This is a genomic window from Frankia sp. CpI1-P, assembly GCF_001421075.1.
GTDB classification, from domain to species: Bacteria; Actinomycetota; Actinomycetes; order Frankiales; family Frankiaceae; genus Frankia; species Frankia torreyi.
This window is the reverse complement of the sequence record NZ_LJJX01000015.1, coordinates 20,242-45,606: the sequence shown is the minus strand read 5'-3', so window position 1 is coordinate 45,606 and position 25,365 is coordinate 20,242. Positions and strand designations below refer to the sequence as shown.

Here is a 25,365-nt window from a genome sequence, read left to right as displayed (position 1 = left end):
GCGGGTCTCAAGCCGCGGCGGGTCTCAAGCCACGGCGCGACACCGTGTCCGCCGGCGGGAGCGTCGGGCATGATCGGACGGTGGGCGGGAGATGGCGCGGGCGGCTGCGGCGCGCCACCGACGTCGGGATCGTGCTCCTGATCGGCCTGTTCCTGGTCGCGGTGGTGCTGGACGAGCACGACCGCACCCGTGAGCCGCTGTTGATCGTCCTTGGCCTGCCGCTCGGGGTCGGCCAGTCGCTCGCGCTGTACTGGCGCCGTACCCGGCCCGGAGCCACGCTCGCCGCCGCGCTGGTCGGCGGCCTCATCATCCAGATCCTCGTCCCCTCGGTCGTGATCCCGATCGCGGCCCTGATCGCCATCAGCTCGTTCGCCGCCGCCCGACCGCCACTGCGATCCCTGCCCGCGCTGACAGCGCTGCTCGGCGTGTGCGCGGTCGACTTCGCTTCCGCCAGCCGCGAGGACACGTACTTCACGATCGTCCTGGCCATCGCCGCCTGGGCCATCGGAGAGATCGCCCGTAATCGCCGGGCCGCCATCGAGGGGGAGGCCCGGCGGGCGGTCGCCGAGGAGCGGGCCCGCATCGCCCGGGAGATCCACGATGTCGTCGCGCACAGCGTGTCGGTGATCATCGTGCAGGCAGCGGCCGCCGACGACGTCTTCGACACCCGTCCCGACCAGGCCCGCCGCGCCCTGCGCTCGATCGAGACCACCGGGCGGGATGCGCTGGCGGAGCTACGCCGCCTGCTCGCCGTCGTCCGTCCCGGCGGCGACGAGGTGGGCCCGGTGCGCCCGCAGCCCGGCCTGGCCCGGGTGGACGAGCTGGGTGAGCCGCTGCGCGCCNCCGGGCTGCAGGTCGCGATTCGCGTGATCGGCGCGGCACGCCCGCTGCCCGCCGGGGTGGACGTCTCGTCCTACCGCATCGTCGGCGAGGCGCTGACCAACACCCTGCGCCACGCACGCGCGTCCCACGTCGAGGTCACTCTCGCCTACACCGCGGCCACCCTCGACCTGGAGATCGTCGACGACGGCGTCGGCACNCCGGGCACGGGGTTCTCCGGCGGAGGCGCGCCGACCCCGTGGCCCACCACAGGTGCCGCAACCGGTGCGGCCATCAGCACCGGTGCGGCCATCGGCACCGGTGCTGGTTCCGAAGGCGGCCCTGAACCGGTCGTCCGCGCCGGCCGGCGCGCCGCGACGATCACGACGGCGCCGGCGCCGACAGGCAGGGGCGGCGGGCACGGCATCATCGGCATGCGGGAACGCGCGGCCATGCTCGGCGGAAGCCTGGAGGTCGGCCCGCGTGACGGCGGCGGATTCCGGGTCCGGGCGAGCCTTCCGCTGCCGACCGAACTCGGCGGGAGACCGGTATGACGACCGAGGCGACCCCGGCGATTCGGGTGCTGCTGGCCGATGACCAGGCGCTTGTCCGAGGCGGGTTCCGCATGATCCTCGATGCGCGGCCCGGTATCGAGGTGGTTGGTGAGGCCGGCGACGGGGCCGAGGCGGTCGAGCTCGTCGGCGGGAGCACACCCGATGTCGTGCTCATGGACGTGCGGATGCCGACGATGGACGGCGTCGAGGCGACCCGGCGCATCGCCGCCTCGGGCAGCGCGGCGCGGGTCATCATCCTGACCACGTATGACCTCGACGAGTACGTCTTCGCGGCGCTGCGGGCGGGCGCCAGCGGGTTCATGCTCAAGGACGTGCGGCCCGCCGAGCTCGTCGACGCCGTCCGCGTCGTCGCCCGTGGGGACGCGCTGCTCGCGCCCACGGTGACGCGGCGGCTGCTCGACCGCTTCGCGCAGACGCTGCCGTCCGTCGCCGATGCCCCGTCTCCCGACGGTCCGGCCGGGCGCCGCCGCGCCGGCGCCGGCTCCCTCGACCGCCCGGTCCGTGCGGTCTCCCCGCCCGAAGTCGGCGGGGAAGCCGGGCGGGGCGCCCGGATCCGGATCGGGCTGGAGGAACTGACCGAGCGGGAGGCGGTGGTGCTCCGGCTCGTCGCGCTCGCCCTGTCGAACGCCGAGATCGCCGCCGAGCTCGTGCTCACCGAGGCGACCGTCAAGACGCATGTGTCGGCCGTGCTGCGCAAGCTCGGCCTGCGCGACCGCGTACAGGCCGTCGTCTTCGCCTACGACCACGGGCTGGTGCGCCCCCGGCCGAACTGACCCGCCGTGGGCGACCGGCCGTGGGCGACCTCGCCCGAGCGGCCCGGCGCCTCGGGGCATCCGACCGGCGGACTGCGACTGTAGTAGGAGGCAGGTCCATACCTGCGGCGGATGTGCCCGGACCACCGTGGATCTAGCTTCCCGAGCATGGACGAACCCGACGACCCCGCCGCCCACGAGCCGGTGCCAGCCGTCTTGCCCGTGCCTGCCGTGCCGCCCGTGCGTTCCGTGCCGCCCGTGCCTGCCGGTTCAGGATCGGTCGACCCGCCTGCGACTGCCAACGGTCCGCGGCCGGGCGGCCTCGGTTGGTTCGGTCGCCCGGCCGATTGGGCGCGTTGGCGGCTTGCCAGGGTCGCCTCGGCCGTCGTGGTCGGGCTGCTCGTCGCCGCCGTCAACATTCTGCCCAGGCTGGCCGGCGACCTGCCGCACGTCGGCCTGCCCGCGATCGACCTGCCAGATATCGAGCCGCCCGACTGGGTCCGCGGAACCTTCGACGCGCTCCGGCCGGTGCGGATCGCCCTGCTCGGGCTGTTCGTGCTCGCCGCCGCGTTCGGTGAGTACAGCCGGCACCGCAGGTCGGCGGACCGTTCCGCCGGCCGGCACTCGCCTGCGCCCCGCGGCCCGTCGGCTCCGAACGCGTCCCCCGGACCGGCGCTGCCTGCCCCGTCCGCCCCGCCGTCGGGTTCTCCCACGCTGCCGGGTTCTCCCACGCTGCCGGCGTCGGGTTCTCCCGCGCCGGACGGCGACGACCCGTGGGACGGGAACGCCGAGCGGTGATCCAGGTACGCGAGCTGACGAAGGTGCACGGCGACACGGTCGCGGTGGACCGGTTGACCTTCGACGTGACGCCTGGCGTCGTGACCGGGTTCCTCGGCCCGAACGGCTCCGGCAAGTCAACCACCTTGCGCCTGATAGTCGGCCTTGACCGGCCCACCAGCGGCCGGGCGACGATCGGAGGCCGCGCGTTGCGCGATCTCGCCGCGCCGATGCACGAGGTCGGGGTGCTCCTCGACGCGAGGGCCGCGCCGGCCGGCCTGCGGGCCCGCCAGCACCTGGCCTGGCTCGCCCGGGCTGGCGGCGTGCCCGCCCGGAGGGTCGACGAGGTGCTCGCCGAGGTCGGCCTTGCCGACCTCGGCAGGCGCCGTGTCGGCGGGTTCTCGCTCGGCATGCTCCAACGGCTCGGCATCGCCGCCGCGCTTCTCGGCGACCCGGCGGTGCTGATCCTGGACGAGCCGGTGAACGGCCTCGACCTCGACGGCGTCCGCTGGGTCCGCGGGCTGCTGCGGCGCTGCGCCGCCGAGGGGCGCACCGTGGTCGTCTCCAGCCATCTGCTCAGCGAGATGGACCAGACCGCCGACGAGGTCCTGGTCCTCGGCCGCGGCCGCCTGCTCGCCCATGGCAGCGTCACCGAGATCACCCGGGCGGGTGCCGGCACCCACATCCGGGTGGCATCGCCGCGTGCCCCCGAGCTCGCGGCGGCGCTGCGGGCAGCCGGTGCCTCGGTGACCCCGGCACCGGACGCCGACGGCGCGCTACTGGTCACCGGCATGACGGCGCCGGCCATCGGCGATCTCGCCGCCGGCCGCGGGTTCGCCCTGCACGAGCTGACCGAGCGGCGGGCAACGCTGGAGGACGCCTTCATCGAGCTCACCGACGACACCGTCGAGTACCAAGCCGTCGACCGGCGAGTTGTCAACCACCAGGGGACCGGTCACCGGGAGGTCGGCCGCCGGGGGGAGAAACCATGAGCCGGGCCCCCGCCGCCCCGCCGCGGTGGACGGCCACGGTCGCCGGGGAATGGCTTAAGCTGCGCGCGATGCGCGGGACCCTGGTGATCGCCTGTCTCGGCCCGATCCTCGGGACGGCGCTGTGCGTGCTGCTCGCCGTCGCGGTCGGCNTCGAGTCGGACGGCTGGTCCGAGCAGGACCGCGCCGAGTTCGACCCCGTCCTGTTCCCGTTGGTCTCGGGGATTGTCAGTGGCGTCCTGCTCGTCGTTCTCGGGGTGCGGGCCGGCGCCTGCGAGTACCGGGCGGGGCTGGTGCGACTGACCCTCACGGTGACGCCGCGCCGTGGTCGGGTGTTGCTGGCCAAGATCGTCGTGATCGCGGTGGNGAGCTGGGTGGGCTTCACGGCCGTCACCGCGCTGGCGGCGCTCGCGGCGCAGCCGGTGTTTCACGCCTACGGCCTGCCGTACGTGACCAACGCCGACCTCGCCGCCGGCAGCGAGGTGCGCACGCTCGCCGCGGCCATCGGGCTGGCCCCGGTCTTTCCGTTGATCGGGCTGGCCCTGGNAGTCCTCACCCGCAGCGCGGCCGGGGCCCTCACCTCGGTGCTCGCCTTGCTGTTCGCCCCCGCGATCGCAGGCGGGCTGCTTCCGGCCTGGTGGGCGGCACACGTGCTCAGCTATCTNCCGGGCCCGGCGAGCGACAGCCTCTCCCTGACCGGGTCGGACGACGCCGGCTTTCTGTCGCCCGGTGTCGCCGTGCCCGTGGTCGCGGCGTGGCTGGCCTTGTTTCTCGGTGCCGCCTGTCGCTGCCTGCAACGCCGCGACGCCTGACCCTGCGGGGCCGGCGATCGCGGCCACGGTGGTGGTGCGCGGCGAGGCCGCGGGCCACCGCCCGGCCGAGCAGGAACAGCACGAACAGCATGCCGGCGGCCGGCAGCGCCAGGATGACGGCGGCTGCGGCGTCGGCGACGGCGGTCAGCACCTGCCCGTCACCGAGTGCCGAACCCGCCGGCGCGAGCTGCGCCCAGACGGCACGCGCGGTGCGGGGCACGACGAACGGCACCGACACGAGGAGCAGCACCAGGTTGACCAGAATCGCGGGCGCGGCCAGCAGCGCCCAGGCGGTCACCACCAGCCGAGCGCGCCGGGTCAGGCCGGTCAACCGCGCACCGCCGCCCGGTCCGGCAGACCCCGCGCCGCCGGCCTGCCCGGCACCGCTGGCACCGCCCGCCGGGGTGGCGCTGCCGCCGGCCGGCTCTCCGGGGGACGGCGGCCGGCGCCGGGCGGGCCGGGCGGAGCGCAGCGCCGGGATCATCCGGCTGAACAGGTCGGGGACGCCGGCGAGGTCGCCCATGATGTAGTAGCCGTCCAGTCGGACGAACGGCGCGAGCTGGCGGGCGGCGTCGAGGTGGGCGAGCACGATCGCGGTCACCAGGACCTCGGCGTGGCTGACCGCGAGCGCGCCGCACAGCATCAGCGCGTACAGCCCGTTGAAGTAGATGCCGCCGAGGTCGGTGCGCAGGCGGCCACGCCGGGAGAGCCGGTAGGAGTCCGTGACGTCGGTGAAGAACGCCGGCCACACCAGGTACATGCCGAAGCCGATCACCCCGGGCCGGGCGCCGCCGTAGCGGCAGGCGGCGGCGTGCCCACACTCGTGGACCAGGGCGCCGGCCAGGGTCAGCCCGACGACGGCCAGCATCAGCGTCGGGGTGGCCAGCACCGTGGCCGCGCTGTCGGCGACGCTGTGCCGGCGCAGNATCCAGCCGTCCGCCGCCACCAGCAGGGTGAGCAGTCCGGCGACGACCGGCGGCCGGAACAGCACGGCGAGGACCCCGCCCAACCGGGTCACCACCGGCGCGGGCAGCAGGGTCCGCCGTCCGGCGAGGGTGAACATCGCCGCCGCCCGGGGCGTCGGGGTGGCACCGGCCGCGGCGGCGATGAGGCCCAGCGGCATCAGCCGGTCGGCGATCAGGTAGCGGACGTCGGCCCCGCTGACCGTTCGCCCGTCGCGCGCGGCCACCCGGCCGGCGATCGCCTCGATGTCGCGGGTGCCGTCGGCCGCCGCCAGGATGTGTGCGAGCAGCTCGGTGAGCGCGACGACCTGGCCGTCGCCGCGGCGGGCGAGCTGGACCGGTCGGTCCAGGCCGGAGCCGGCGAACTCGCCGAGCAGGGCCAGGCCGTCCGCCCGGCACGGTCGGGCGGGCACCGTGCCGGGCGTGGACAGCGGGCGGATCTCGGTCATTCTCGGCCGTCCGTCGTCGCAGGTTGGTCAGGATTTGTCGAACTGGAAGATGATGTTGATGCTGGGTACCAGCGAGATGAGGATCGGCAGGATCCCGCCGAGGATCTGTGGTTCGCCGTGCGCGTCGATGTGGGCCATGTTCGACCAGGGCGAGTTGACCGGGAAAAAGGTGGGATCGAATTCCCGGCGGCCGATCTCCACGGCCGCCAGAGTCAGTCTTTCGGGTAGCAGCTCCGCCTTCTCCAGGATGAACTCCGGGTGTTCCACGCCGAGCCCATCAGGTGAATTATAGCGCATTCTTCCCCCGTCGTGATCCAGTCTTTATGACTGCTCGGACGGGTGGCACGCTAGCCGCACGAGAACNTGGCGGCGGGGATTTCAGCCGGGCGTGTCACGCGGTCATCTGCGTACGGTTTAATTGCACTGTGGCCNGCACGCGCGTCGGTGGACAGTGTCACCACTGGTTGACCTGGCTCCAACTGTTGACGATGGACTCGACGACCGATCCGCTGCTGTAGGCGATTTGGGGTTCGCTGTGGTTCTCGATGTAGGAGTTGTTGCTGCCCGGCGAATTGACCGGGTAGTTGCTCGGATCGAACTCGTTGCGGTTGATCTCGACGGCGGCGAGGGTGAGGCGGTCGGGTAGCAGCTCCGCCTGTTCCCGGGCCAGGTCGGCGGCGTTCAGTCCGCTGCCGGTGCTCATCATCTGGCTCCGTTCGGATCGCTCGGGTGCGCGACGCGCGCGCGGATCGATGCACCGGCCGGCTCCGGACCGCGCCGGGCGAAAAGGTCGGCCGAATACAGAGGTCGATATCCGCCTCGGCCGATCGGCACCTCTGAACTGTAGGAGTGATCATTACCTTCCGCAACCTGGCGATGTCGCCCGGTCACGGGTCGGCATCGGTGCCCGGGCGGGCCCCGCGGCGGGAGGCCGGGCGCCCCCCGGCCGCCGCCGCGGGGCCGGGGGCGGTGTCCGGCCGGTCGGACATCAGCATGGAGGCCATGAGTTCCCCCGCCGACGCTCACGACCAGCACCGACACCCTGGCGCTGCCGGCCGTTCCCGTTCCCGCGCCCGCATCCGCAACGAGCGGGTCGTCTTCACCCGGATGAGCTCCCCCCAGGACCGCGCGGCGGACCTGATCACGGCGTTCGCCGGATCGCTGCCCTTCGTGTACCTGCACGCCGTCTGGTTCACCGGCTGGATCCTGCTCAACGAGGGCGTGTTCGGTGACGGCGCGGTGTTCGACCGCTACCCGTTCGGCCTCCTCACGATGATCGTCAGCTTGGAGGCGATCTTCCTGTCGACGTTCGTCATGGTCAGCCAGAACCGGGAGGCCACCCGGCAGAACCTGCGCGCCGATCTGGACTTCGAGACCAACCTGCGCGCCGAGATCTGGTCCGTGCACATCGGCCGCGCCCTCGGCCTGGACCCCGCCGAGATCGAACGGCACGTCCAGGAGACCCTCGCGCACGCTCGCACCGAGCTCAGCACCGGTCACCCCGAGCCGACGGACGCCGGCCATCTCTGAGCCGACGTCCGGCCGCCGCCCACCGTCGCCGATCTGCCAGGCGGCGACCACGCCGGCGATGCGGCCGGCGGTGCGGCCGGTTGGCCGGGCGTTTCAGCGGTCGGCGTCGCGGCCGTCCAGCGGGCCCGGCGCGGGACCGGAGATCTCCTCGAGGCGGGCGGCGTGCTCCTCGGGCAGGGCAAGGTCGAATCCGGCGAGATTCTGTTCGTACTGTGCGAAGGTGCGCGGTCCGATGATGACCGATGTGACGCCGGGACGGGCGGCGGCCCAGGCGAGCGCCACCGCCGCGGGCGTCGTGTCGAGCTCGGCGGCGACCACGGCCACCGCCTCGGCGATGCCCAGCCCGCGCTCGGTGACGATCCCATCGGCGAAACGCCGGGCGGCCGGGGCGCCCCACGCGCGCAGGCGGGCGACGCGGGTGTCGGCGTCCGGATCTGCGCCGCGGCGATAGCGCCCGGCGAGGATCCCGCCGGCCAGGGGACTGTAGATCAGGGTGCCCACGCCGTGGCGGGCGCAGACGGGCAGGACCTCGGCCTCGATGCCGCGCGCGACGAGGGAGTACTGCGGCTGAAGGCTCACGAACGCCGTTCCGTGAATGCGTTCGGCCGCCCACTGCGCCTCGACGATCCGGCTGGCGCTGTAGTTCGAGCAGCCGAGGTAGCGCACCTTGCCGGCGCGGACGAATCCGTCCAGGGTCGCCATCGTCTCCTCGATGGGCGTCTCGTCGTCCGGCTGGTGCACCTGGTACAGGTCGACGTAGTCGGTGCCGAGCCGGCTCAGGCTCGCGTCCAGGGCGCGGGTCAGGTGCACCCGGGACGAGCCGCGGCCGTTCGGGCCGGGGCCNGCGGGCATGTGTCCCTTGGTGGCGAGGACGACCTCGTCACGGCGGGCGGCGATGGCGCGTCCGACGATCTGCTCCGACTGCCCGCCGCTGTAGATGTCGGCGGTGTCGATGAAATTGTGCCCGGCGTCCAGGAAGGCATTGATGATCCGGGTGGCCTCGGTCTCGTCGCAGGACGCGAGGCCGACCGCGCCGAAGTTCATCGCGCCGAGGCANGCCTGGGAGACCTTGAGGCCGGACCGGCCCATCGTCCGGTANTCCACGTCGATCCTGCTTTCAGTCGTCGCCCGTCGGGAAGGCTCGGTGCCTGCCGGGGTCGGTCGGTTTCCCCGGGGCAGTTCGGCCGGTGGTGCCCGCCACCTCCGCACCGGATGCCCTTCGGGCCGCGTCCTCGTGACGGGAGGCTCGGTGGTCGTCGCCTGCGTAGCCGTCGTTGGTCGAATAGTCGTCGTCACTTGCGTAGCCGTCGTCGCTTGCGTAGCCGTCGTCGCTTGCGTAGCCGTCGTCGCTTGCGTAGCCGTCGTCGCTTGCGTAGCCGTCGTCGCTTGTGTGGCCGTCGCCGGTCTCGGTCGGGTAGGCGGTGAGGTCGCCGGTGTCGGGCCCGCCGGCGGTCTGCGCCCCGGGCGTGGCCGGGGTCGCGCGCAGGCCGGTCAGGGCGAATGCGACCAGACAGAGGGTTCCGGCCGCGGCGAGCGCGAACCACGGCGACCAGCCGCCCGGGGGGTTCCACTGCGACCGGCCGAGGAACCAGACGGGTCCGCCCGTGCCGACGGCGTAACGGCGGGCGTTCGCCCACAGCCCGACGAGGTGGACCGCGGCGACCGCCAGCGGCACCGCGACCTGGATCAGCCGGCGGACCGCCCCCGGCAGCCGGGCCGCCTGCCGGGTGACGATCTCCCCGGCGGCGAGCGGCAGCAACACCGCGAGGGGCAGCAGGTAACGCCCATACACCGGGAAGCGGGTCTGGCGCAGCACCACGACGTCGAGGCCGACGGCCACCACCGCGGCGCCGACGAGCACGGCCACGAACCCCAGCCGGGCCCGCCACGGACCGGTGGCCAGCGCCACCAGGGCGAGGACGACGACGGCGAGCCACCAGATCCGGTACGCGTACGTGGGCATCGGCAGGCTCGCCCAGCCGAACACGCCGACCCACTGCCGCACCCAGGCGTCGGCGTCGTGGGGCAGGCGATGCAGCCCCTCGACGACCAGCGCCCGGCGGATCCCCGGATGCGGCTGCACGGCCCGTTCCCACAGCGCCGTCGCCACGACGCCGCCGGCAGCCAGCCCCAGCCAGAGCACCGGCCACGCCCGCCGCCACCGGGTCGCGCTCCGCCACCGGTCCGCGCTCCGCCACCGGTCCGCGCTCCGCCACCGGCCCGCGCGCCGCTGGGCGAGCACCAGGCCGACGAGCGGGGCGAGCAGCACCCAGGCGGGTCCGGTGGGTCGCGACAGCGCCAGCAGTGCGCCGACGACGCCCACCGCCGGCCAGGCCCAGCGGGGCGGACCCGTCGCGCGGCCCATCCGCAGCACCAGCGCGAACAGCGCGGTGCAGGCCGCGATCTCGATGCCGTTGGTGCCGAGCACGGAGCCCATGAACAGCACCATGGGCGACGCGGCCAGCAGCACCCCGGCGACCGAGAGCGGGCCGGCCGGCCCGCTCCACGCCGCGGCGACCGCGACGGCGAGCAGCCCGGCCACGAGGGCGGCGGTGACCGCCCGCCCGGTGTAGAGCGCGCCGAGCGCCGTGTCGGTGTGCGCCATCGCCGCGCCCGGGACGGCGTAGACATACGGCTCGTAGGTCCCGACATAGCTCAGGGCTCGCGTCGCCGGTGGGCGGGGGTGCGGCCGGTCCAGGCAGCTCACCGACAGCCAGTTGCGGAACAGGTTGCAGGGGAAACCGGCCCGGCCCGGGTCGAGCCCGGCCGGCAGTCGGAAGACCCGGCTGTTGCGGTTGATCCAGTCGATGCGCTCCGGGGCCCCGGGCTGCGCCCCGAACGCCGGATGCGCGAGCCGCCCGGGCGTGCCCGACCACTGGCCGGTGCCGGCGCCGACCTCCTTGACGAAGTTCGCCGGCTCGTCCGGCCCGAAGCCCGGCGCGTTGCTGCCGACCCACGCCGCGAGCAGCAGGCCGAACCCCGCCACGAGCAGGAGCCGGGCGAGCCGGCCACGACGATGCATGCGCGACGTCCCCCGCCCGCGCCCCGGCGGGCGCGCAGACTGCCGTCCGGGGCGAAATTCTCACCCATGTCACGACAAGTATGGGCGACAGCGACGGATCGGTCGCCAGGTGGGGACCCGGACCCGCCCATTTCGGGCGGCGCGAACCCGCCGAGGGCGGCGACTTCTATAGCCTTCTGTCATATATGTCCCATACGTTCCTACTTGGGAAATATATACCTGATGTCCTATGACGGCGGTCCGCCCGATCCCTGGGACAGCGCCGGGCGTTGCTGTCCAATGGTTACGCGCGACTGGGTGGACCATCACAGAAAGAAACTCGTCCGCCGTCCGGATCGTTGGGTTCAGTGCAAACCCCGTCACCATCCGCGGTAGACCAGGTGGGCGTCGTGCACCGCTGACTGCTGGTAGTGACCAGAACGAGAACCATCGGCTACGACGCCACCCTCGGGCCNCCCGTTTGGGTGACCCCCTTCATTGCGCCGATCCTCGAGGAGTTTGGACATGACCCCACCGGTCACCCCGCCGTCGCCGTCGCGGCACAGCCACTCGCCGCCGGTCGAGGCGAGCCGGAAGACCCCGCCGCGCGGCTCGCGCCGGTCGCGGCGGGAGGCGGCCCGCCGGGAGGGGTGGCGTCCCGACCTGCAGGCCTCCCTCGTCGTCTTCGTCGTCGCCCTGCCGCTGTCGCTGGGCATCGCCGTCGCCTCCGGTGCCCCGGTCGCGGCCGGCCTGCTCGCCGCGGTGGTCGGCGGCATCGTCGCGGGGGCCCTCGGTGGCGCCCCGTTGCAGGTCAGTGGGCCCGCCGCGGGTCTGACCGTGATCGTCGCCGATCTCGTCAACACCTACGGGTGGCGGGTCACCTGCATGATCACCNCGGCCGCCGGCCTGCTGCAGATCCTGCTTGGCCTGTGCCGCGTCGCCCGGGCCTCCCTCGCCGTCTCACCCGCCATCGTCCACGGCATGCTCGGCGGCATCGGCCTCACCATCGTCCTCGGCCAGATCCACGTCGTGCTCGGCGGGAAGGCCGACAGTCACGCCCTGGAGAACATCCGGGCGATACCCGAGGCGATCATGAGCCCGCACGGCCCGGCGACCGTCGTCGGCCTGGTCACGATCGCGACGATCCTGCTCTGGCCGCGGCTGCCGCAGGCCGTCCCGGGTGCCCTCCGCCGCATCCCGGCCTACCTCGTCGCCGTCGTCGTGGGCACCGCGTTCGCCGCCGCCGTCGGCTTCGACGTCCCACGCGTCGAGCTGCCCGCCTCCCTGTTCGACTCGATAGCCCTGCCCGAGTTCCCCCACGGCGACTGGTCCGGCATCGCGCTGGGGATCTTCACCGTGGCGATCGTCGCCAGCGTGGAGTCGCTGCTGTCCGCCGTCGCCGTCGACCAGCTCGCGACCTCGAAGGGCTGGCGGGGGCCGCGGGCCGACCTGGACCGCGAGCTGCTGGGCCAGGGCACGGCCAACCTCGTCTCCGGCCTCATCGGCGGTCTGCCGATCACCGGCGTCATCGTGCGCAGCTCGACCAATGTCATCTCCGGCGGGCGCACCCGCGCCTCGGCGATCCTGCACGGCCTCTGGGTGCTGGCGTTCGCGCTGTTCCTCGGGTTCGCCNTGGAGTGGATTCCGCTGGCGGCCCTGGCCGGCCTGCTCGTCGTCGTCGGGCTGCGCCTGGTCGACGTGGCCCACCTGCGTCATGTCNGCCGGCACGGCGAGCTGCCCGTCTACCTGGTGACGCTGGTCGGCGTCGTCTCGCTGGACCTGCTGCAGGGTGTCGCGCTCGGGCTGGTCACCGCGCTGGGGCTGGTCCTGCGTCGGGTCCTGTGGTCGAGCGTCCGCCTGGTGCGCTCCGGTGAGCTGTGGCAGGTGGAGGTCGAGGGGACGCTGAGCTTCCTGTCGCTGCCGCGCCTGGCCCGCGTCCTCGGCCGGATCCCGCTCGGCGCACCCGTCTCGATCGAGCTCATCGTCGACTACCTCGACCACGCCGCCTTCGAGCACCTGCGCGGCTGGTGCGCCAACCACGAGGCGTCCGGCGGAGTGGTCAGCATCGACGAGATCGGCCAGGTCTGGTTCCGTCGGTCCGACCACACCGAACGGCGCCGTTCGGTGACGCCGAACCTGCCGCGCTGGTTCGCCCCCTGGTCGCAGTGNCAGGAGCTGGACGAGATCGACCACCAGGAGGCCGGGACGGCCGACCACGCGCCGTCCGCGGCGGTCCAGGTCGACCACGTCGGCACGATGCTCGTCGGCGTCAACGAGTTCCACCGCCGCGCCGCGCCGCTGCTGCGCGGCACCTTCGACGGCCTCGCCGAAGGACAGCAGCCCTCCGCGCTGTTCCTCACCTGCGCCGACTCGCGCATCGTCCCCAACATCATCACCAGCAGCGGGCCCGGCGACCTGTTCACCGTCCGCAACGTCGGCAACATCGTTCCGCGGCACGCGAGTCACCGTCCGCCGCTTGGCCGGCCCCTCGCCCGCGACCTGGGCCGACTCGCCTCAGCCAGCCCGACCGGCACCGGCGTCGGCATGGCCTCGGGCGTCGGCATGGCCGCCGGCGTGAGCATCGCGCCCGGGGTGGAACTGCCACCCGGTGCCGCCTCGGGGCTCCGCTTCGGCCTGCCGGTGTCCGGCGACCTGTCCGTCACGGCCGCGCTCGACTACGCCGTCGACGTGCTGCGGGTACCCGCGATCGTCGTCTGCGGCCACTCCGGCTGTGGCGCCATGAACGCGCTGCTGACCGGCGCGCTGCACGGTCAGCCGGAGTCGGCGCTCGCCGGCTGGCTGTCCCACGCCGCCGCGTCGCTGACCCGCACGCCCCCGGCGGGGACGGAGGACCTCGCGCCGGTCGAGCGCCTCGGCCGGGCCAACGTCGCGCAGCAGCTCGACAACCTGCGCGAGCATCCGGCCGTGCGCCGGGCCCTCGAGGACGGCACGCTCGAGCTCGTCGGCATGTACTTCGACATCGGCGCCGCACAGATCTCGGTCCTCGACGAGGAGACCGGACGCTTCGTCGACCCGGCGGATGCCCGGGCCAAGGCACCCGCCGACCAGGGCCCGGGTCGGCGCTGGGACACGCCGGCACGCGGAATGACAGCACTCGACGGCCAGGACACCGCCGCCGTCGAGCAGGCGTCACCGGCCGCGTCGGGCGCTCGCCGCGGGCGCAGGTCGGCTCCGACGGGATAGCCGGCGCTCAGGCGTCCACGTCCCCGCGGCCCGGGACCGCCGTCGGGGACGTGGACGCACGCCGCTCCGGTGTCGCCAGCTCCGGTGTCGCGAGCCCCGGTGACGGCAGGTCCGGCGGCGGCCCAGCCGCGGACAGGCGGTCAAGCATCGCCGGCACCTCGCTGGTGTGCAGGACGCCGAGGGACCGCGTCGCCCGGGTCAGCGCGACGTAGAGGTCGTGCGCGCCGCGCGGGGACTNGGCGAGGATCCGGTCCGGATCCACGACGAGCACCGTGTCGAACTCCAGCCCCTTGGCCTCCCGGATCCCGAGCACGACGACCGGCGCGGACAACCGGGCGCCGCCGCCGGTCTCGGCGTCCGGCACGGCCGCCCGCACCGCGGCGGTCAGCTCGGCGAGCCGCCCCGCCGGCACCAGCACGGCAAGCTGGCCGGCGGTCAGCCGGTCCAACTCGGCCAGGACCGTCCGGGCGAGTACCGGGCCGAGTTCACCCTCGCTGACCCGCAGCCGCCAGGGCTCGAGGCCGAGCGCGCGCACCGACCGCGGCGGCTGCTGCGGCGGTCGCAGCGTCGCGAGCACGTCGGCGGCCACCGCCATGATCTCCGCGGGAGTCCGGTAGTTCACCGTCAGCGACTCCTGCCGCGGACGTGGGCCCGACGCCGTGTAGGGGGCGAGGACCCGTTCCCACGACGTCGTGCCGGCCGGGTCGCCGGTCTGGGCAATGTCCCCGACGATCGTCATCGACCGGGTCGGGCAGCGGCGCATCACCATCCGCCACGCCATCTGCGACAGCTCCTGCGCCTCGTCGACGACGACGTGACCGAACGTCCACGTCCGGTCCGCCAGCGCCCGCTCGGCGATCGTCCGCAGGTCGGCGTCCTCGTGCCGGTCGGCGAGCCGGGACGCGTCGATCAGGTCGGTCGCCATCATGATCTCGGGGTCGTCCTCGACGTCGCGGGAGATGATGTCGAGCACGCCCTGGGCGTAGGCCACCCGGGCCAGCCGGTCGCGCAGCGCCGCGGCGCGGGCCGCGCGGTCGTCCTCACCGAGCAGCTCCGCCGCCTCGTCGAGCAGCGGGATGTCCGCCGCCGTCCAACCGCCGGCCGGTCGCGGCCCCTCGCCGGGGCCGGGCTCACCGCCGTCGCCGCTGACATCGCCGCTGACACTCTCGGTGCCGGTGCCGGTGCCGGTGCCGGCCGCGGGTCCGCCGTCCGCGCCGGGGTCAGCGCCGGTCGTGCCGTCCGCGCCGGGGCCCGTCGACGCCGCGGCGCCGGCGGTGGCGTCGCGCAGGTCGCGCAGCCAGGCGTCGTCCGGGTCGGTGCCGTCCTCGGCGAGCGGCCGGTGCAGCAGGCGGCGTTCGGCGGCGGTCAGCTCCGGCGCCGCGGACGCCAGCGTGCCGGGGTCCGCGTACAGCTCGGCGACGAGCTGCTCGGGGCTCAGCACCGGCCACAGCTCGTCCAGCGCCGCCCGCACGGCCGGATCGGCGCGCAGCTCCCGGCGCAACTGGGCCAGGTCCTCGTCGTCGAGCAGGCTGGTGCCGCCGAAGCCGGCCGGGGCCAGCAGGTCGAGCGCCTCCGGGTCCGCCTCCAGCACCTGCACGGTGATCGTCTCGGCGGCGTAGCCGTCGGCGACCTGGCGGGCCAGCGCCTCGATCACGGCCCGCACGAAGATGGTCCGGGCCTGGTTGTGCAGCTCACCGGATTCCCGGGCGAGCGCGCGGGCCCGGGCACAGGTGCTGCGCTCGAGCAGCAGCAGGCGTTCCTCGGTGTGGATCTCCAGCGTCTGCCCGCGGGGCAGCCGCTGTCGGTCGCGGACGGCCGCGGCGAGGACGTCGGCCAGCACCGCCCGGCCCTTGAGCTCGGCCAGCGCCGGCTCCTCCGGCCGGTCGGCCCGCGCTCCCGGGTAGAGCGCCTCGACCGTCGCACTGACCACGCTGGTCTCGCCCAGCGACGGCAGCACGTTCTCGATGTAGCGCAGGAACGTCGGGTGCGGCCCGACGACCAGCACGCCGCTGCGGGCGAGCCGGTCGCGGTGGGTGTAGAGCAGGTAGGCGGCGCGGTGCAGGGCGACCGCGGTCTTGCCGGTCCCCGGCCCGCCCTGCACGACGAGGATCCCGCGGTGGTCCGAGCGGATGATCCGGTCCTGCTCGGCCTGGATGGTCTCGACGATGTCGCTCATCCGGCCGGTGCGCGCGGCGTTGAGGGTGGCGAACAGCGCCGGCTCGCCGACCAGCTCGGTGGCACTCGGCTCCCGGACGGCCAGCTCGAAGACGTCGTCGTCGAGGCCGGTCACCTCCCGGCGGCGGGTCGTGATGTGCCGCCGGCGCCGGACGCCGAGCCGCGCGGCCCCGGTCGCCACGTAGAACGGCCGGGCGGCCGGGGTGCGCCAGTCGATCAGCAGGGGCTCGTAGTCCGCGTCCTCGTCGAAGATGCCCATCCGGCCGACGTAGCGCCGCTCGCCGCCGTCGAGGTCCAGCCGGCCGAAGCACAGGCCGTTCTCCGCGGCGGTGATCCGGGCCAGCGTCGCCGCGCACTCGGCGCTGGCCGCGTCCCGCTCGAACCGGGCCCGGGGCAGGCTCTCGGAGTGCCGGAGAACCGTCCGCAGCCGGGACGTGGTGCGCCGGCGAATCCCGTCGAGCCGATCGTAGAGAGCAGAGACGTATGCCTGCTCGGATGCAATGTCATCTGTTGACAAACCGGCCCCATCCCTGCTATTGTCGGGCGCGCATAAATCTATTTCATAGGCTGCCTCTGGTGAAGTCTAGTCAGCCGGTATCAGGCTTCCACAATCGTGCCGGTCTGGCAGCCCCGGNGGGCGATCGAAAGCCATGGCCTGTCGATTCTCGTGGCCATGCGCCGGTGTTCAGGTTCGCGCGCAGCGGGCCGCCAGCCGCTCGTAGGCGTCCAGCGCCCGCTCGTCCGGCCCGTCCATCGCTTCATTATCCGGCACCGGCGAAATGCTCGGCGGTGCCGCCCGTTCGGGGTATCGGCACCGGGAGGCGGGCCGGCTCGGCGTAACAGCCGCCGATCCACGCGAAGACACGCCGATCCCCTCCAAAGCGGGGGTGAGCGGGCGCGGGAAGGGCGACCCTCGCGGATGTGGAACGCACTTCCGAGAACGGCCCGGTTCCCACCCAGCGGAAGGCACCGTCGGCGCCGCTCGCCGCCGAACACGATCCGGTGCTCACCTACGGCAAGGAGGACGACGACGGGGTCCGGCCGTGGGCGCGCCACGACCGGACGATGGCGCAGACCGGGGTGCGCACGATGGCCCGGCGGCTGCCCGGACTGCTGCGGCTCGCCTGGTCGCTGGCCTGGGAGGCCGATCGGCGCGGCCTCGTCGTCATGGTCGTCCTGCGGGTGCTCGCCGGGGTGATCGAGGCGGCCGGCCTGCTCGCGGTCGCCGGCGTGCTGACCGCCGTGCTGCGCGACGGCCCGACGCCGCAGCGGCTGCACGACGCCCTGCCCGCCCTCATCCTCGTCGTCGCCGCCGGAACGCTGCGCAGCGGCCTGGCGGCGGCGACCAACCTGGTGCGGGTCCGTCTGGGCCCCCGGGTGGACCGGGTCTGCCACGTTCGGCTGCTCGACCTGTCCACCCGCACGTCGATCATGGCCTTCGACGATCCGCGCTTCGTCGACGACCTTGACGCCGCGGAGCGGGGCGCCGCCAGCGGGCGCCAGCTCGTCGACAACGCGATCGAGATGCTGACGTCCGCCGTCCATATCGCCGCCGCGGGAGGTGTGCTGGGCGTGCTGCACCCGGTGCTGCTGCCCCTGCTGGTGCTGTCGATCCTGCCGGACGGCTGGGCGTCGATGCGCTCGGCTCGGCTCGCCCACGCCTCCTGGCTGGGCCGGCTGCGCCAGGTCCGGCGCCAGTACATGCTCCGGTACCACATGACCGCGCGGGAGTGTGCCGCGGAGATCCGCTCGTTCGGGCTCGGTCGTTTCCTGCTCGACGAGTACACGATCCTTGCCCGCGAGCAGGAGGCCGAGCAGGTCCGCGTGGGCCGCGGACAGGCGCGGTACCGGCTGACCGGGGAGGCGGTGTCCGGGCTCGCCCTCGGCGTCGTCTACGGGACGCTGATCCTGTTGCTCAACGCCGGGGTGATGCCACTGGCCGCCGGCGGCACCGCGGTGCTCGCGATCCGCACCGGCCGCAGNGCACTCGCCTCGGCGCTGACCACCCTCAACACCGCGTACGAGAACTTCCTCTACTTCGATGAGTATCGCGCCTGGATCGCGCAGGCCAGCGGGCTGGTGCCCGAGCCGCGCGACCATGCGGCGCCGCCGCGGCCGGCGGTCGTCCGGGCCGAGAACGTCGCCTACACCTACCCGCGCACCGACACCCCGGCCCTGCGCGGCGTCACCGTCGAGCTGCGCCGCGGCGAGGTCGTCGCCTTCGTCGGGGTGAACGGCAGCGGCAAGTCGACCCTGGCGAAGATCCTCGCCGGCCTGTACGAACCGGACACCGGGACGGTGAGCTGGGACGGCGTCGACCTCGCCGGCGTCGACCCGGACAGCGTCCGGGAGAGCATCTCCGTGATCCCGCAGGACTACACGCAGTGGCCGATGTCGGCCCGGCTCAACATCGCCGTCGGCCGGATCGGCCGGCTCCTCGCGGACGGCCCGGACAGCGTCATCCCCGCGGCCCGCGCGACCGAGGCCGACGAGGTGATCGAGAAGCTTCCGCACGGCTACGACACGTCGCTGGCCCGCCAGTACAACTCCGGCCACGACCTGTCCGGGGGCCAGTGGCAGCGGATCGCCTGCGCGCGGGCGGTCTACCGGGACGCCCCGGTCCTCATCGCCGACGAGCCGTCCGCCGCCCTCGACGCCCGCGCCGAACAGACCCTGTTCACCCTCATCCGCGAGCTGGGCCGGGACCGCACCGTCCTGCTCATCACCCACCGCCTCGCCAGCGTCCGCACCGCCGACCGCATCTACGTCCTCGACGGCGGCCTCGTCACGGACCAGGGCAATCACGCCGAGCTGATGTCCCGACCCGGCATCTACCGCGAACTGTTCACCCTCCAGGCCAGCCAGTACGTCGACACTGAACCGCCCCGGGTCTCGTAGAGGGCCGGATGCTTAGACTTCGGCCCTGCCCACCACCGTGCCCTCGCCGGCACAAACAAGTGATCCGGGTAGGTCGAGTGGCGCTCGGCGTGCTTCCTGGCTGTCTCGGCGGAGCCGGTGTCTTCGAGGCGCTTCTGGTAGCGGCGTTCGTACTCCTCCTGGAACTCGTCCGAGCTGCGCTTGAGGAAGAGCATCCCGAAGATGTAGTCCCGGTACTCCGGGCCGGTCATGCGCCCGCGAAGGACGTCGGCGGCACCGAAGAGATGGCGCTCCAGCTGGGGGAGAGTGAGCAGAACCACGCGCGATGTCCTTTGGCTGATCACTTCTGAACAGAGGGGGCTCTGACGAGTCCGGATGGCGACCGTCCGCGAAGGTATGCCATCCACCCGTGGCCTTCGTCAGCGGGCAGCGGGGACGATGCCGAGCGAGACCAGCAGCCGCCAGACACCGGTCGACGGGTCCTGTCGCAGCGGCGGACAGTCCAGAGCGTGGCCGGAACGCGCAGACCACGCCGGCCAGGCCAGCGGCGGGGCACCGGCAGAACCATGATCCACCCGGTCGACGCTTGCCTGGCTGGCNCTGCAACCGCTGTGCGCACAGGCGTTGACGAGTGCTCGCGCGTTGGCGACCGCTGCCCGCTCTCTGCCGCGAAGGGCATCGCGCCGTCGAGACGTGATGCTCTTATCGTTTCGCTTGTCGTAATCTTGGAACGCTTCGGCGCCCAGAGCGCTGCGTAGCTTCTCGACCACGATCTTACTGCTGCCGCTCTGTGCGCCGGAGAACGGCTGGAAGTGCAGGAGCAGCCAGAGATCGAAGGACGGATGGGAGAAACCGATCTCGGCCTTGGCCTCGGCGGCGTCCTGGAAGGCTCGCTGGATGTCGGCGTCACGGTCGGTGCCGTCCCGGTCGAAGAGCACCCACGCCTCGTCCTCCGGCTCCGCATGCTGACGGGCCGCTGCCACCGTCGCGGTGGNCAGCATGCCGTTGCGCTGCCAGATCGGTTGGATGCGGAAGGGCGGGCGGTCCTTGTCGCCGTCTCCGAACTCCTTGTTCAGATAGTCCAGATAGCCGGGTTCGGTGGACTCTCCCTCGACAGCGACGTAGATGACCCGGACTCGCCGGGACCTGAGACCCGGTCCGCGATCCAGAGAGCGTTCGTCGTCGACTGACCCGCGTCGGCGCCGCCGCTGCGACGCTCCGCCGGCGTGACGGGCACCCCGCCCACCTCGCGCACTCACGCCGACGCCCTCGCCTCCTGCCGGGCCAGTTCACGCATCAACTCTCCCGCTGTGAGCCGCGGAGTCCCACCGTACCGGCCGCGCAGATAGCCGCGTTCCAGGTTCTCCTCCTTGCGCGGCTTGGCCTCGGTCAGGGCGTAGAGCTCGGTCTCTCCGGAGCGTCGCTTCGTCGTAATCCACACCTGGTCGCGGTCGAGGGGGCGGTCCAGCACCGCGTTACCCAGCAGCGTCGCGTCATGCGTCGTGAAGATCAGCTGGGCATCGCGGGGGTTGGATTCGGGATCCTGGAAGATCCTTACGACCTCGGCGGCCAACGTCGGATGAAGGCTGGAGTCCAGTTCGTCGACCAAAAGCACCGTTCCTTCGTCCAGGACGGTCAGCAGAGGGCCGAGGAAGGCGAACCAGGCGTGGGTCCCCAGCGACTCCTCGGTGAGGAAGTCCAGCGAGACCTCACCGCCGTGCGGCGCGCGATGACGAAGACTCACCTTCCCGCTATCCCGGTCGACGTCGATGCCGGTGAGGCCGAGGTCCGCCACGGCCAGCAGGCGAATGATCCGATCTCGGTAGCTGGCGGACTTCTTCGCGTCGGTCAGTAGGCGCTGCGTCCACTGGGTACGTGCGGCGATGTCGGCGCCCGGTGTCACCAGCCACAGGTTGTCCGTGAACCAGCGGTACAGCGCCGAGAGCTGCGGATCGTTGAGAGTCGCCCCGACCGTGAGGAAAAGCGCGTTGGGGCGGGTGAACTGGACGAGGGCATCACGCGTGCCCTTGAATCCGCTTCCTTTGAAAACGAATTCCTCCCCGCCGTCGTCGGCCCGCCCGGCTTCTCGGTCGAACCAGACATTGCGCTTCCCTCGCGGGTACGCGTGGAGCCATTCGGCTTCTACGCGCTCGTCGGACAGCTCGAATCCATAGGTGTAGCGGATGGGTTCGCTACCGAGTAGAAGATCCACTTCGAAGAGGCTCGTTTCCTCTCGGCAACTCGGGTCGAGTCCGAACGGTTCACGCGGGACGGCCCCGGGAGCCTTCGCCCAGTCGGCGACCGAACTGCGGACCGCCTCGCGCATGAAGCGGAAGGNGTTGAGGAGGTTCGACTTCCCGGACGCGTTGGCCCCGAAGACGCCGAGAACGGGGAGCACGCTCACCGACCGTCCCTGGGAGCGCAGCGGCGTGGCGCGCGCCGTGCCCTCGTTGAACTCGGTGCTGATCAAGGAGAGCTCGTGTTCGTCGCGGATCGACCGGTGGTTGGTCACTCGAAAGTGGAGGAGCATGGTCACCCTCCCGGCTGACACGGTCGCTGGTCGCGTCGTGAGCGACTCTACGCAGAAACTCTGCACTGAGCAGCCTATGACGTCGACTATCTCGCTGTCAGGCTGTCGACTCGCGTCGTCGAGCTTCGATCGGGTCCAAGGGGCGAGGAGTGCTGGTAAGGGTTCGAATGGGTTAGACCTGCAGATCTCAAGACGGGTTGGACTGAGGTGGTGGACAGGAATCGTTGGGCGCCTGCGNGGAGCCCTCTGGAGGCGGCCCGACGTCGACCCGGTTGCCGTCTGGACGGGTGACGCCCCCACCGTCCCGAACGCGAGAGGTGTCTGCGTCGGTACCGAGGGTAGTAGGCCTGGAGTCGACGGACCGTGGGGGGGACGCGATCACCATGACCGATCAGCAGACGGCGCCGCTCTACCTGCGGCGGGTGGGGTTCGATCCCGATCCCGAGATCATTCGTTCCCGGGACGCCGGCGGCGGCTGCCCGGTGATGACCCCGTTCGGGCTGTCCGCCGAGCTGGTGAGCCGGTACGACGACGTCCGCGCGGTGCTCGCCAACGCGTCCCGGTTCAGCAACGCCGAGACGGGCGTCTTCGGCGCCGCGGCCGCCGCCGTCGCCGAAGCCGGCCAGCACACCGGGCGCGGGCCGCACGGGGAGCGGCTGGCGGATCTGCGCGCCGGTCACCTGCTCGCCTACGATCCGCCCGACCACACGCGGCTGCGCCGGATGCTGACGCCGGAGTTCACCGGCCAGCGGATGCGCCGGCTGGAACCCCGCGTCGCCGCCATCGTCGAGGGTGCCCTCGACGACACCGAACGCGCCGGTCGCCCGGCGGACCTGGTGTCCACCTTCGCCCTGCCGGTGCCGTCCCTGGTGATCTGCGAGCTGCTCGGCGTGCCGTACGCCGACCGGGCGCAGTTCCAGGGCCGCACGCGCCGTCAGCTCGACGCGTCGCTGCCCGCCGCGCAGCGGCTCGCGCTGATCGGCGAGAACCGGGAGTACATGGCCCACCTCGTCGCGCGGGCCCGTAACGCGCCGGGCGAGGACATGCTCGGCATGCTGGTGCGCGAGCACGGCGACGAGCTGAGCACCGCCGAACTCGTCGGCATCGCCAACCTGCTGCTCATCGCCGGGCACGAGACCACGGCGAACATGCTCGCGCTCGGCACCCTGGCCCTGCTGCGCCATCCCGACCAGCTTGCCGTGGTGCGCGACGACCCGGCCCGCGTCGGCCCGGCCGTGGAGGAGCTGCTGCGCTGGCTGTCGATCGTGCACGCCGGCGCGCCACGCACGGCGCGGGCCGACGTGACGATCGCGGGGCGCACGATCGCGAAGGGCGATCACGTCCTGCTGTCGCTGCCGGCCGCCAACCGGGATCCGGCGTTCCTCGACGATCCCGACCGCCTCGACATCACCCGCGGTGCCGTCGGCCATGTCGCCTTCGGCTTCGGGCTGCACCACTGCCTCGGCGCGCCGCTGGCCCGGTTGGAGCTGCGCGTCGGCCTGCCGGCGCTGCTGCGCCGGTTTCCGGGGCTCGCGCTCGCGGTGCCGTACGAGCAGGTCGAGTTCCGCCCGCACTCCGTGGTCTACGGCCTGCGGTCGCTNCCGGTCACCTGGTGACCCGCACCCGGTGGGACGACGGGGGGCCTGGGGGCGGGGGGCGGAGTCGGCGGGCGGGGGCGGCGGTCAGGACGTGCAGACGCTGTCCGGGTGGCCGAAGCCCGGGGCGGCCAGGTCGAAGTCGACGACGTTGTTCGGTCCGCGGACGCCGTAGCGATCCAGGACGCAACTGCGGCCGGTCGTGGTGTCGGTGACGGTGATCCGCTGGTTGCCCGCGTAGAGCGGGCTGGAGATCCAGGTGGGCGCCCCGCTGCCGGTGTGAACGGCGAACGAGGAGATCGGGTAGCCCGTCGACGAGCGGGCCGCCCCGCCGAAGATGACGACCTTCGCCCGGCCGGGGGCGGGCGCCCGGCCGCCGACGGTCATCCGGCCGCCGAGGCGGGCAGTGCCCGGGTCGGCGAGCGTGGTGAGCGCGATCCGACCGACGGCCGCGGAGTAGGCCCAGCCGTTGGCCCGGTGGGTGAAGCGGTCGAGGTAGAACCGGGAGTGGACGTAGTCGCCGTCGCGACGCAGCTCCGGGTAGAACTCGAACGACAGCCCCGCCGTGCGCGACCCCCAGCCGGTCGACAGGCCGCCCCCGCGGACCAGGTCGGGTTGGACGTTGCCCATGAAGTAGCCGGCCGGGAAGACCAGCCCGCCACCGGCCGGGAACCGGGTGTAGGTGGCGTAGCTGCCCCGCTCCTGGCAGGCGTTGACGAACGTGTCCCCGGTCCGGGTCCGCGGGTCGTAGTGCTGGCAGGGCAGGTAGGGCCGGGCCGTCGAGCCGAGCACCAGGTCGACGCCGACCGCGCCGCCGATCGGGACGGGGCCGCCGCGCCGGTCGGTGAACCCCTCGAACGGCACGGCGACACCGTTGCCCCGGCCGGCGTCGCCGGTGAACCCGATGGTGTCCGCGGCCCGCGCCGTGCCCGGCTGCGTGACCACGAGCGCGAGCAGCCCCGCCACGAGCAGACAGATCCGCCGCCACCCGCTGGCCATCGCGGTGCGCACCGCGTCCCGGGACCGTTTCACCGTCATGTCGCCCGCCCCCGTCCGGGCGGCCCGGGCGGGCCGCCTTTGTCACAGCACATCGACCTTGACCATCCCGGCGCAGGCTTTTAGCTCAACTGACACCCAATCGTTGTCGATGCGCCATGTCGGTCGGGAAACCGAAGCCGCAGAGCCGTCGACCCGCCGCAACCGGGGTGCTGACGACGGCGACCAGCGTGTCTGGGGCGTGGTGACGAATCGTGGCAAGATTGTGCGATGAATGCGCCTGGACGCGGCGGCGAACGGCCGTCCGGTATGGATGCGGAGTCGACCGAATCCGCGGCGCGATGGGACTTCTTCATCTCNTACACCGCCGCTGACCGGGAGTGGGCGGAGTGGATCGCCTGGCACCTCGAGGTCGCGGGGTACACGGTGCTGGTGCAGGCCTGGGACTTCGTGCCCGGCAGCCATTGGGCGAGCCGGATGGACGAGGGCATTCGCGCCTGTGCCCGCACCCTGGCGGTGCTGTCCCGCGCCTACCTGCGCTCGGTCTACGGGCAGGCCGAGTGGGAGGGGGCGTACCAGGCGGACCCCGCCGGCTTCGCCCGCCGGCTGGTCCCGGTTCGGGTGGAGGACTGCCCTCGGCCCGGCCTGCTCGGCGGCGTGGTGTCGTTCGACCTGTTCGGCCTGGCCGCCGACGAGGCGCGCACGCGCCTGCTCGCGCAGATCGCGGCGATCCGCCGCGGCCGGGACAAGCCCGCGGCCGAGCCGCCCTTCCCCGGCGGCGCGCCCGCCGCCGACCCGTCGCGAGCGACGGGCACCCCCCGCTGAACCGCGGTCAGTAGGTGTGCCACTTCCGACGGGCGGGGCCGACGTTGCCGGTGGCGACGGGCCCGACCCAACGCAGGTCCGGGAGGTTCACGACGATCGCCTCCTGGGTGGTCCGGGCGATGACGACGACGGCCTCCTCGTCGGGGTCCGGGTTCTCCTCCCGGTGCGGCACCCACGGCGGCACGTAGATGTAGTCGCCCGGGTTCGTGTCGAGCCGGATCTCCTCCTCGTGCTCCAGGAAGACGAAGCTCGGGTGGCCGGAGACGACGTAGATGCCCGTTTCCGAGCGGCCGTGATGGTGGTTTGCGGAGGAGGTCGCCGCGGCGACGTGGGTCTGCCCCATCCACAGGTCGACGGACCCGACGGTCTTCCCGGACAACGCCTCGACCCGGCTCATCCCGGCGGTCTGCGAGGTCCGGTTGGACAGGCCGGCGGGCGTGACCTGATGCAGCCGCTGATGGAAGCTGTCCGCGGGCGGCGTGGACATGAGAACCTCC

General features: G+C 72.9%; 17 protein-coding genes and 14 pseudogenes. 18 read left to right on the top strand and 13 right to left on the bottom strand.

What is annotated here, in order from left to right:
- Window positions 1-44: 44 nt before the first annotated feature.
- The 9 genes and pseudogenes from FF86_RS64080 to FF86_RS65930 form a co-directional block, all read left to right on the top strand.
- Window positions 45-842 (top strand): annotated as a pseudogene (locus FF86_RS64080) (sensor histidine kinase); the annotation flags it as partial.
- Window positions 843-866: 24 nt separating this feature from the next.
- Window positions 867-1,039 (top strand): annotated as a pseudogene (locus FF86_RS65945) (ATP-binding protein); the annotation flags it as partial.
- A gap of 1 nt (window position 1,040) precedes the next feature.
- Window positions 1,041-1,373: pseudogene (locus FF86_RS46950) on the top strand (hypothetical protein); the annotation flags it as partial.
- Window positions 1,370-2,167 carry a response regulator transcription factor gene (locus FF86_RS12375; RefSeq protein WP_044884852.1) on the top strand — a complete coding sequence of 266 codons (798 nt, stop codon included), beginning with the start codon at window positions 1,370-1,372 and terminating at the stop codon, window positions 2,165-2,167. The pseudogene FF86_RS46950 and the gene FF86_RS12375, both read left to right, overlap by 4 nt.
- Before the next feature lie 366 nt (window positions 2,168-2,533).
- A complete protein-coding gene (locus tag FF86_RS12370; RefSeq protein WP_128423528.1) occupies window positions 2,534-2,944 on the top strand; it encodes a hypothetical protein in 411 nt (136 codons plus the stop codon).
- The gene (locus FF86_RS12365) at window positions 2,941-3,915 is read left to right on the top strand and encodes an ABC transporter ATP-binding protein (RefSeq protein ID WP_044884910.1); all 975 of its coding nucleotides are present in this window, start codon (window positions 2,941-2,943) and stop codon (window positions 3,913-3,915) included. The genes FF86_RS12370 and FF86_RS12365 overlap by 4 nt, the downstream gene beginning before the upstream one ends.
- A gap of 209 nt (window positions 3,916-4,124) precedes the next feature.
- Window positions 4,125-4,278, top strand: a pseudogene (locus tag FF86_RS65940) (hypothetical protein); the annotation flags it as partial.
- Window position 4,279: 1 nt separating this feature from the next.
- Window positions 4,280-4,458: pseudogene (locus tag FF86_RS65935) on the top strand (hypothetical protein); the annotation flags it as partial.
- A gap of 1 nt (window position 4,459) precedes the next feature.
- Window positions 4,460-4,576, top strand: a pseudogene (locus FF86_RS65930) (hypothetical protein); the annotation flags it as partial.
- A gap of 1,586 nt (window positions 4,577-6,162) precedes the next feature.
- Here FF86_RS65930 and FF86_RS12355 read toward each other — a convergent pair.
- Together FF86_RS12355 and FF86_RS12350 are read right to left on the bottom strand one after the other, a co-directional pair.
- Window positions 6,163-6,432, bottom strand: a complete 270-nt coding sequence (locus tag FF86_RS12355; protein WP_044884855.1) for a hypothetical protein — start codon at window positions 6,430-6,432, stop codon at window positions 6,163-6,165.
- Window positions 6,433-6,589: 157 nt separating this feature from the next.
- Entirely contained in the window at window positions 6,590-6,838 is a 249-nt protein-coding gene (locus tag FF86_RS12350) for a hypothetical protein (protein ID WP_044884912.1), read from the bottom strand.
- Window positions 6,839-6,984: 146 nt separating this feature from the next.
- Here FF86_RS12350 and FF86_RS12345 point away from each other — a divergent pair, with 146 nt between their 5' ends.
- On the top strand, window positions 6,985-7,665 hold the full coding sequence (locus FF86_RS12345) for a DUF1003 domain-containing protein (protein ID WP_242418639.1): 681 nt from the start codon (window positions 6,985-6,987) through the stop codon (window positions 7,663-7,665).
- A gap of 93 nt (window positions 7,666-7,758) precedes the next feature.
- Here the strand turns inward: FF86_RS12345 and FF86_RS12340 are convergent.
- The 3 genes and pseudogenes from FF86_RS12340 to FF86_RS12335 form a co-directional block, all read right to left on the bottom strand.
- Window positions 7,759-8,508: pseudogene (locus FF86_RS12340) on the bottom strand (aldo/keto reductase); the annotation flags it as partial.
- Window position 8,509: 1 nt separating this feature from the next.
- A partial coding sequence (locus tag FF86_RS46945) for an aldo/keto reductase (protein WP_242418660.1) occupies window positions 8,510-8,709 on the bottom strand: 200 nt, incomplete at its 3' end.
- Window positions 8,710-8,782: 73 nt separating this feature from the next.
- On the bottom strand, window positions 8,783-10,687 hold the full coding sequence (locus FF86_RS12335; protein ID WP_055866325.1) for a DUF2142 domain-containing protein: 1,905 nt from the start codon (window positions 10,685-10,687) through the stop codon (window positions 8,783-8,785).
- A gap of 504 nt (window positions 10,688-11,191) precedes the next feature.
- Here FF86_RS12335 and FF86_RS46940 point away from each other — a divergent pair.
- From FF86_RS46940 to FF86_RS46920, 4 genes and pseudogenes are all read left to right on the top strand, one after another.
- Window positions 11,192-11,560: pseudogene (locus tag FF86_RS46940) on the top strand (SulP family inorganic anion transporter); the annotation flags it as partial.
- 1 nt (window position 11,561) lies between these two features.
- Window positions 11,562-12,298: pseudogene (locus tag FF86_RS46935) on the top strand (SulP family inorganic anion transporter); the annotation flags it as partial.
- A 1-nt stretch (window position 12,299) separates the two neighbouring features.
- Window positions 12,300-12,385 (top strand): annotated as a pseudogene (locus FF86_RS46930) (hypothetical protein); the annotation flags it as partial.
- Window positions 12,386-12,835: 450 nt separating this feature from the next.
- Window positions 12,836-13,870, top strand: a 1,035-nt coding sequence (locus tag FF86_RS46920) for a carbonic anhydrase (RefSeq protein WP_304438137.1), incomplete at its 5' end; no start/stop codon positions are given.
- Window positions 13,871-14,108: 238 nt separating this feature from the next.
- Here the strand turns inward: FF86_RS46920 and FF86_RS12325 are convergent.
- A partial coding sequence (locus FF86_RS12325; protein WP_242418638.1) for a PhoH family protein occupies window positions 14,109-16,562 on the bottom strand: 2,454 nt, incomplete at its 3' end.
- Window positions 16,563-16,966: 404 nt separating this feature from the next.
- On the opposite strand from FF86_RS12325, the pseudogene FF86_RS65925 reads away from it, so the two are divergent.
- Together FF86_RS65925 and FF86_RS46915 are read left to right on the top strand one after the other, a co-directional pair.
- A pseudogene (locus FF86_RS65925) lies at window positions 16,967-18,027 on the top strand (ABC transporter ATP-binding protein); the annotation flags it as partial.
- 1 nt (window position 18,028) lies between these two features.
- Window positions 18,029-18,943 (top strand): ABC transporter ATP-binding protein (locus FF86_RS46915; protein ID WP_242418637.1); only part of this gene is annotated, 915 nt, incomplete at its 5' end.
- Here FF86_RS46915 and FF86_RS12315 read toward each other — a convergent pair.
- The 5 genes and pseudogenes from FF86_RS12315 to FF86_RS46905 form a co-directional block, all read right to left on the bottom strand.
- Window positions 18,877-19,242, bottom strand: a complete 366-nt coding sequence (locus FF86_RS12315) for a type I restriction-modification system subunit M N-terminal domain-containing protein (protein WP_055866318.1) — start codon at window positions 19,240-19,242, stop codon at window positions 18,877-18,879. The two genes, FF86_RS46915 and FF86_RS12315, sit on opposite strands and share 67 nt — an antisense overlap.
- 280 nt (window positions 19,243-19,522) lie before the next feature.
- Window positions 19,523-19,916, bottom strand: a pseudogene (locus tag FF86_RS65920) (RloB family protein); the annotation flags it as partial.
- A 1-nt stretch (window position 19,917) separates the two neighbouring features.
- The coding region (locus FF86_RS65915) for a hypothetical protein (RefSeq protein WP_396229851.1) at window positions 19,918-20,181 on the bottom strand (264 nt) is incomplete at its 3' end.
- Complete coding sequence (locus FF86_RS65910; protein WP_396229850.1) at window positions 20,178-21,248, bottom strand: ATP/GTP-binding protein; 1,071 nt, start codon at window positions 21,246-21,248, stop codon at window positions 20,178-20,180. The genes FF86_RS65915 and FF86_RS65910, both read right to left, overlap by 4 nt.
- Window positions 21,249-21,260: 12 nt before the next feature.
- Window positions 21,261-21,452: pseudogene (locus FF86_RS46905) on the bottom strand (ATP-binding protein); the annotation flags it as partial.
- Window positions 21,453-21,835: 383 nt separating this feature from the next.
- On the opposite strand from FF86_RS46905, the pseudogene FF86_RS64075 reads away from it, so the two are divergent.
- Window positions 21,836-23,052: pseudogene (locus FF86_RS64075) on the top strand (cytochrome P450); the annotation flags it as partial.
- Window positions 23,053-23,134: 82 nt separating this feature from the next.
- Here FF86_RS64075 and FF86_RS12295 read toward each other — a convergent pair.
- Window positions 23,135-24,085 (bottom strand): hypothetical protein, encoded by a 951-nt coding sequence (locus FF86_RS12295; protein ID WP_044884863.1) that lies wholly within the window; start codon window positions 24,083-24,085, stop codon window positions 23,135-23,137.
- A 318-nt stretch (window positions 24,086-24,403) separates the two neighbouring features.
- Here FF86_RS12295 and FF86_RS12290 point away from each other — a divergent pair.
- On the top strand, window positions 24,404-24,868 hold a 465-nt coding region (locus FF86_RS12290), incomplete at its 5' end, for a toll/interleukin-1 receptor domain-containing protein (RefSeq protein WP_242418635.1).
- Between the two features lie 7 nt (window positions 24,869-24,875).
- Here FF86_RS12290 and FF86_RS12285 read toward each other — a convergent pair.
- A complete protein-coding gene (locus FF86_RS12285; protein ID WP_044884865.1) occupies window positions 24,876-25,355 on the bottom strand; it encodes a cupin domain-containing protein in 480 nt (159 codons plus the stop codon).
- Window positions 25,356-25,365 lie beyond the last annotated feature (10 nt).

What these genes read in the sequence shown, in the direction of transcription:
- FF86_RS12375 (WP_044884852.1), top strand. Translation starts at nt 1,370, where the DNA reads ATGACGACCGAGGCGACCCCGGCGATTCGGGTGCTGCTGGCCGATGAC.
- FF86_RS12355 (WP_044884855.1), bottom strand. Translation starts at nt 6,432, where the DNA reads ATGCGCTATAATTCACCTGATGGGCTCGGCGTGGAACACCCGGAGTTC.
- FF86_RS12350 (WP_044884912.1), bottom strand. Translation starts at nt 6,838, where the DNA reads ATGAGCACCGGCAGCGGACTGAACGCCGCCGACCTGGCCCGGGAACAG.
- FF86_RS12335 (WP_055866325.1), bottom strand. Translation starts at nt 10,687, where the DNA reads ATGCATCGTCGTGGCCGGCTCGCCCGGCTCCTGCTCGTGGCGGGGTTC.
- FF86_RS65910 (WP_396229850.1), bottom strand. Translation starts at nt 21,248, where the DNA reads ATGCGCGAGGCGGTCCGCAGTTCGGTCGCCGACTGGGCGAAGGCTCCC.
- FF86_RS12295 (WP_044884863.1), bottom strand. Translation starts at nt 24,085, where the DNA reads ATGACGGTGAAACGGTCCCGGGACGCGGTGCGCACCGCGATGGCCAGC.
- FF86_RS12285 (WP_044884865.1), bottom strand. Translation starts at nt 25,355, where the DNA reads ATGTCCACGCCGCCCGCGGACAGCTTCCATCAGCGGCTGCATCAGGTC.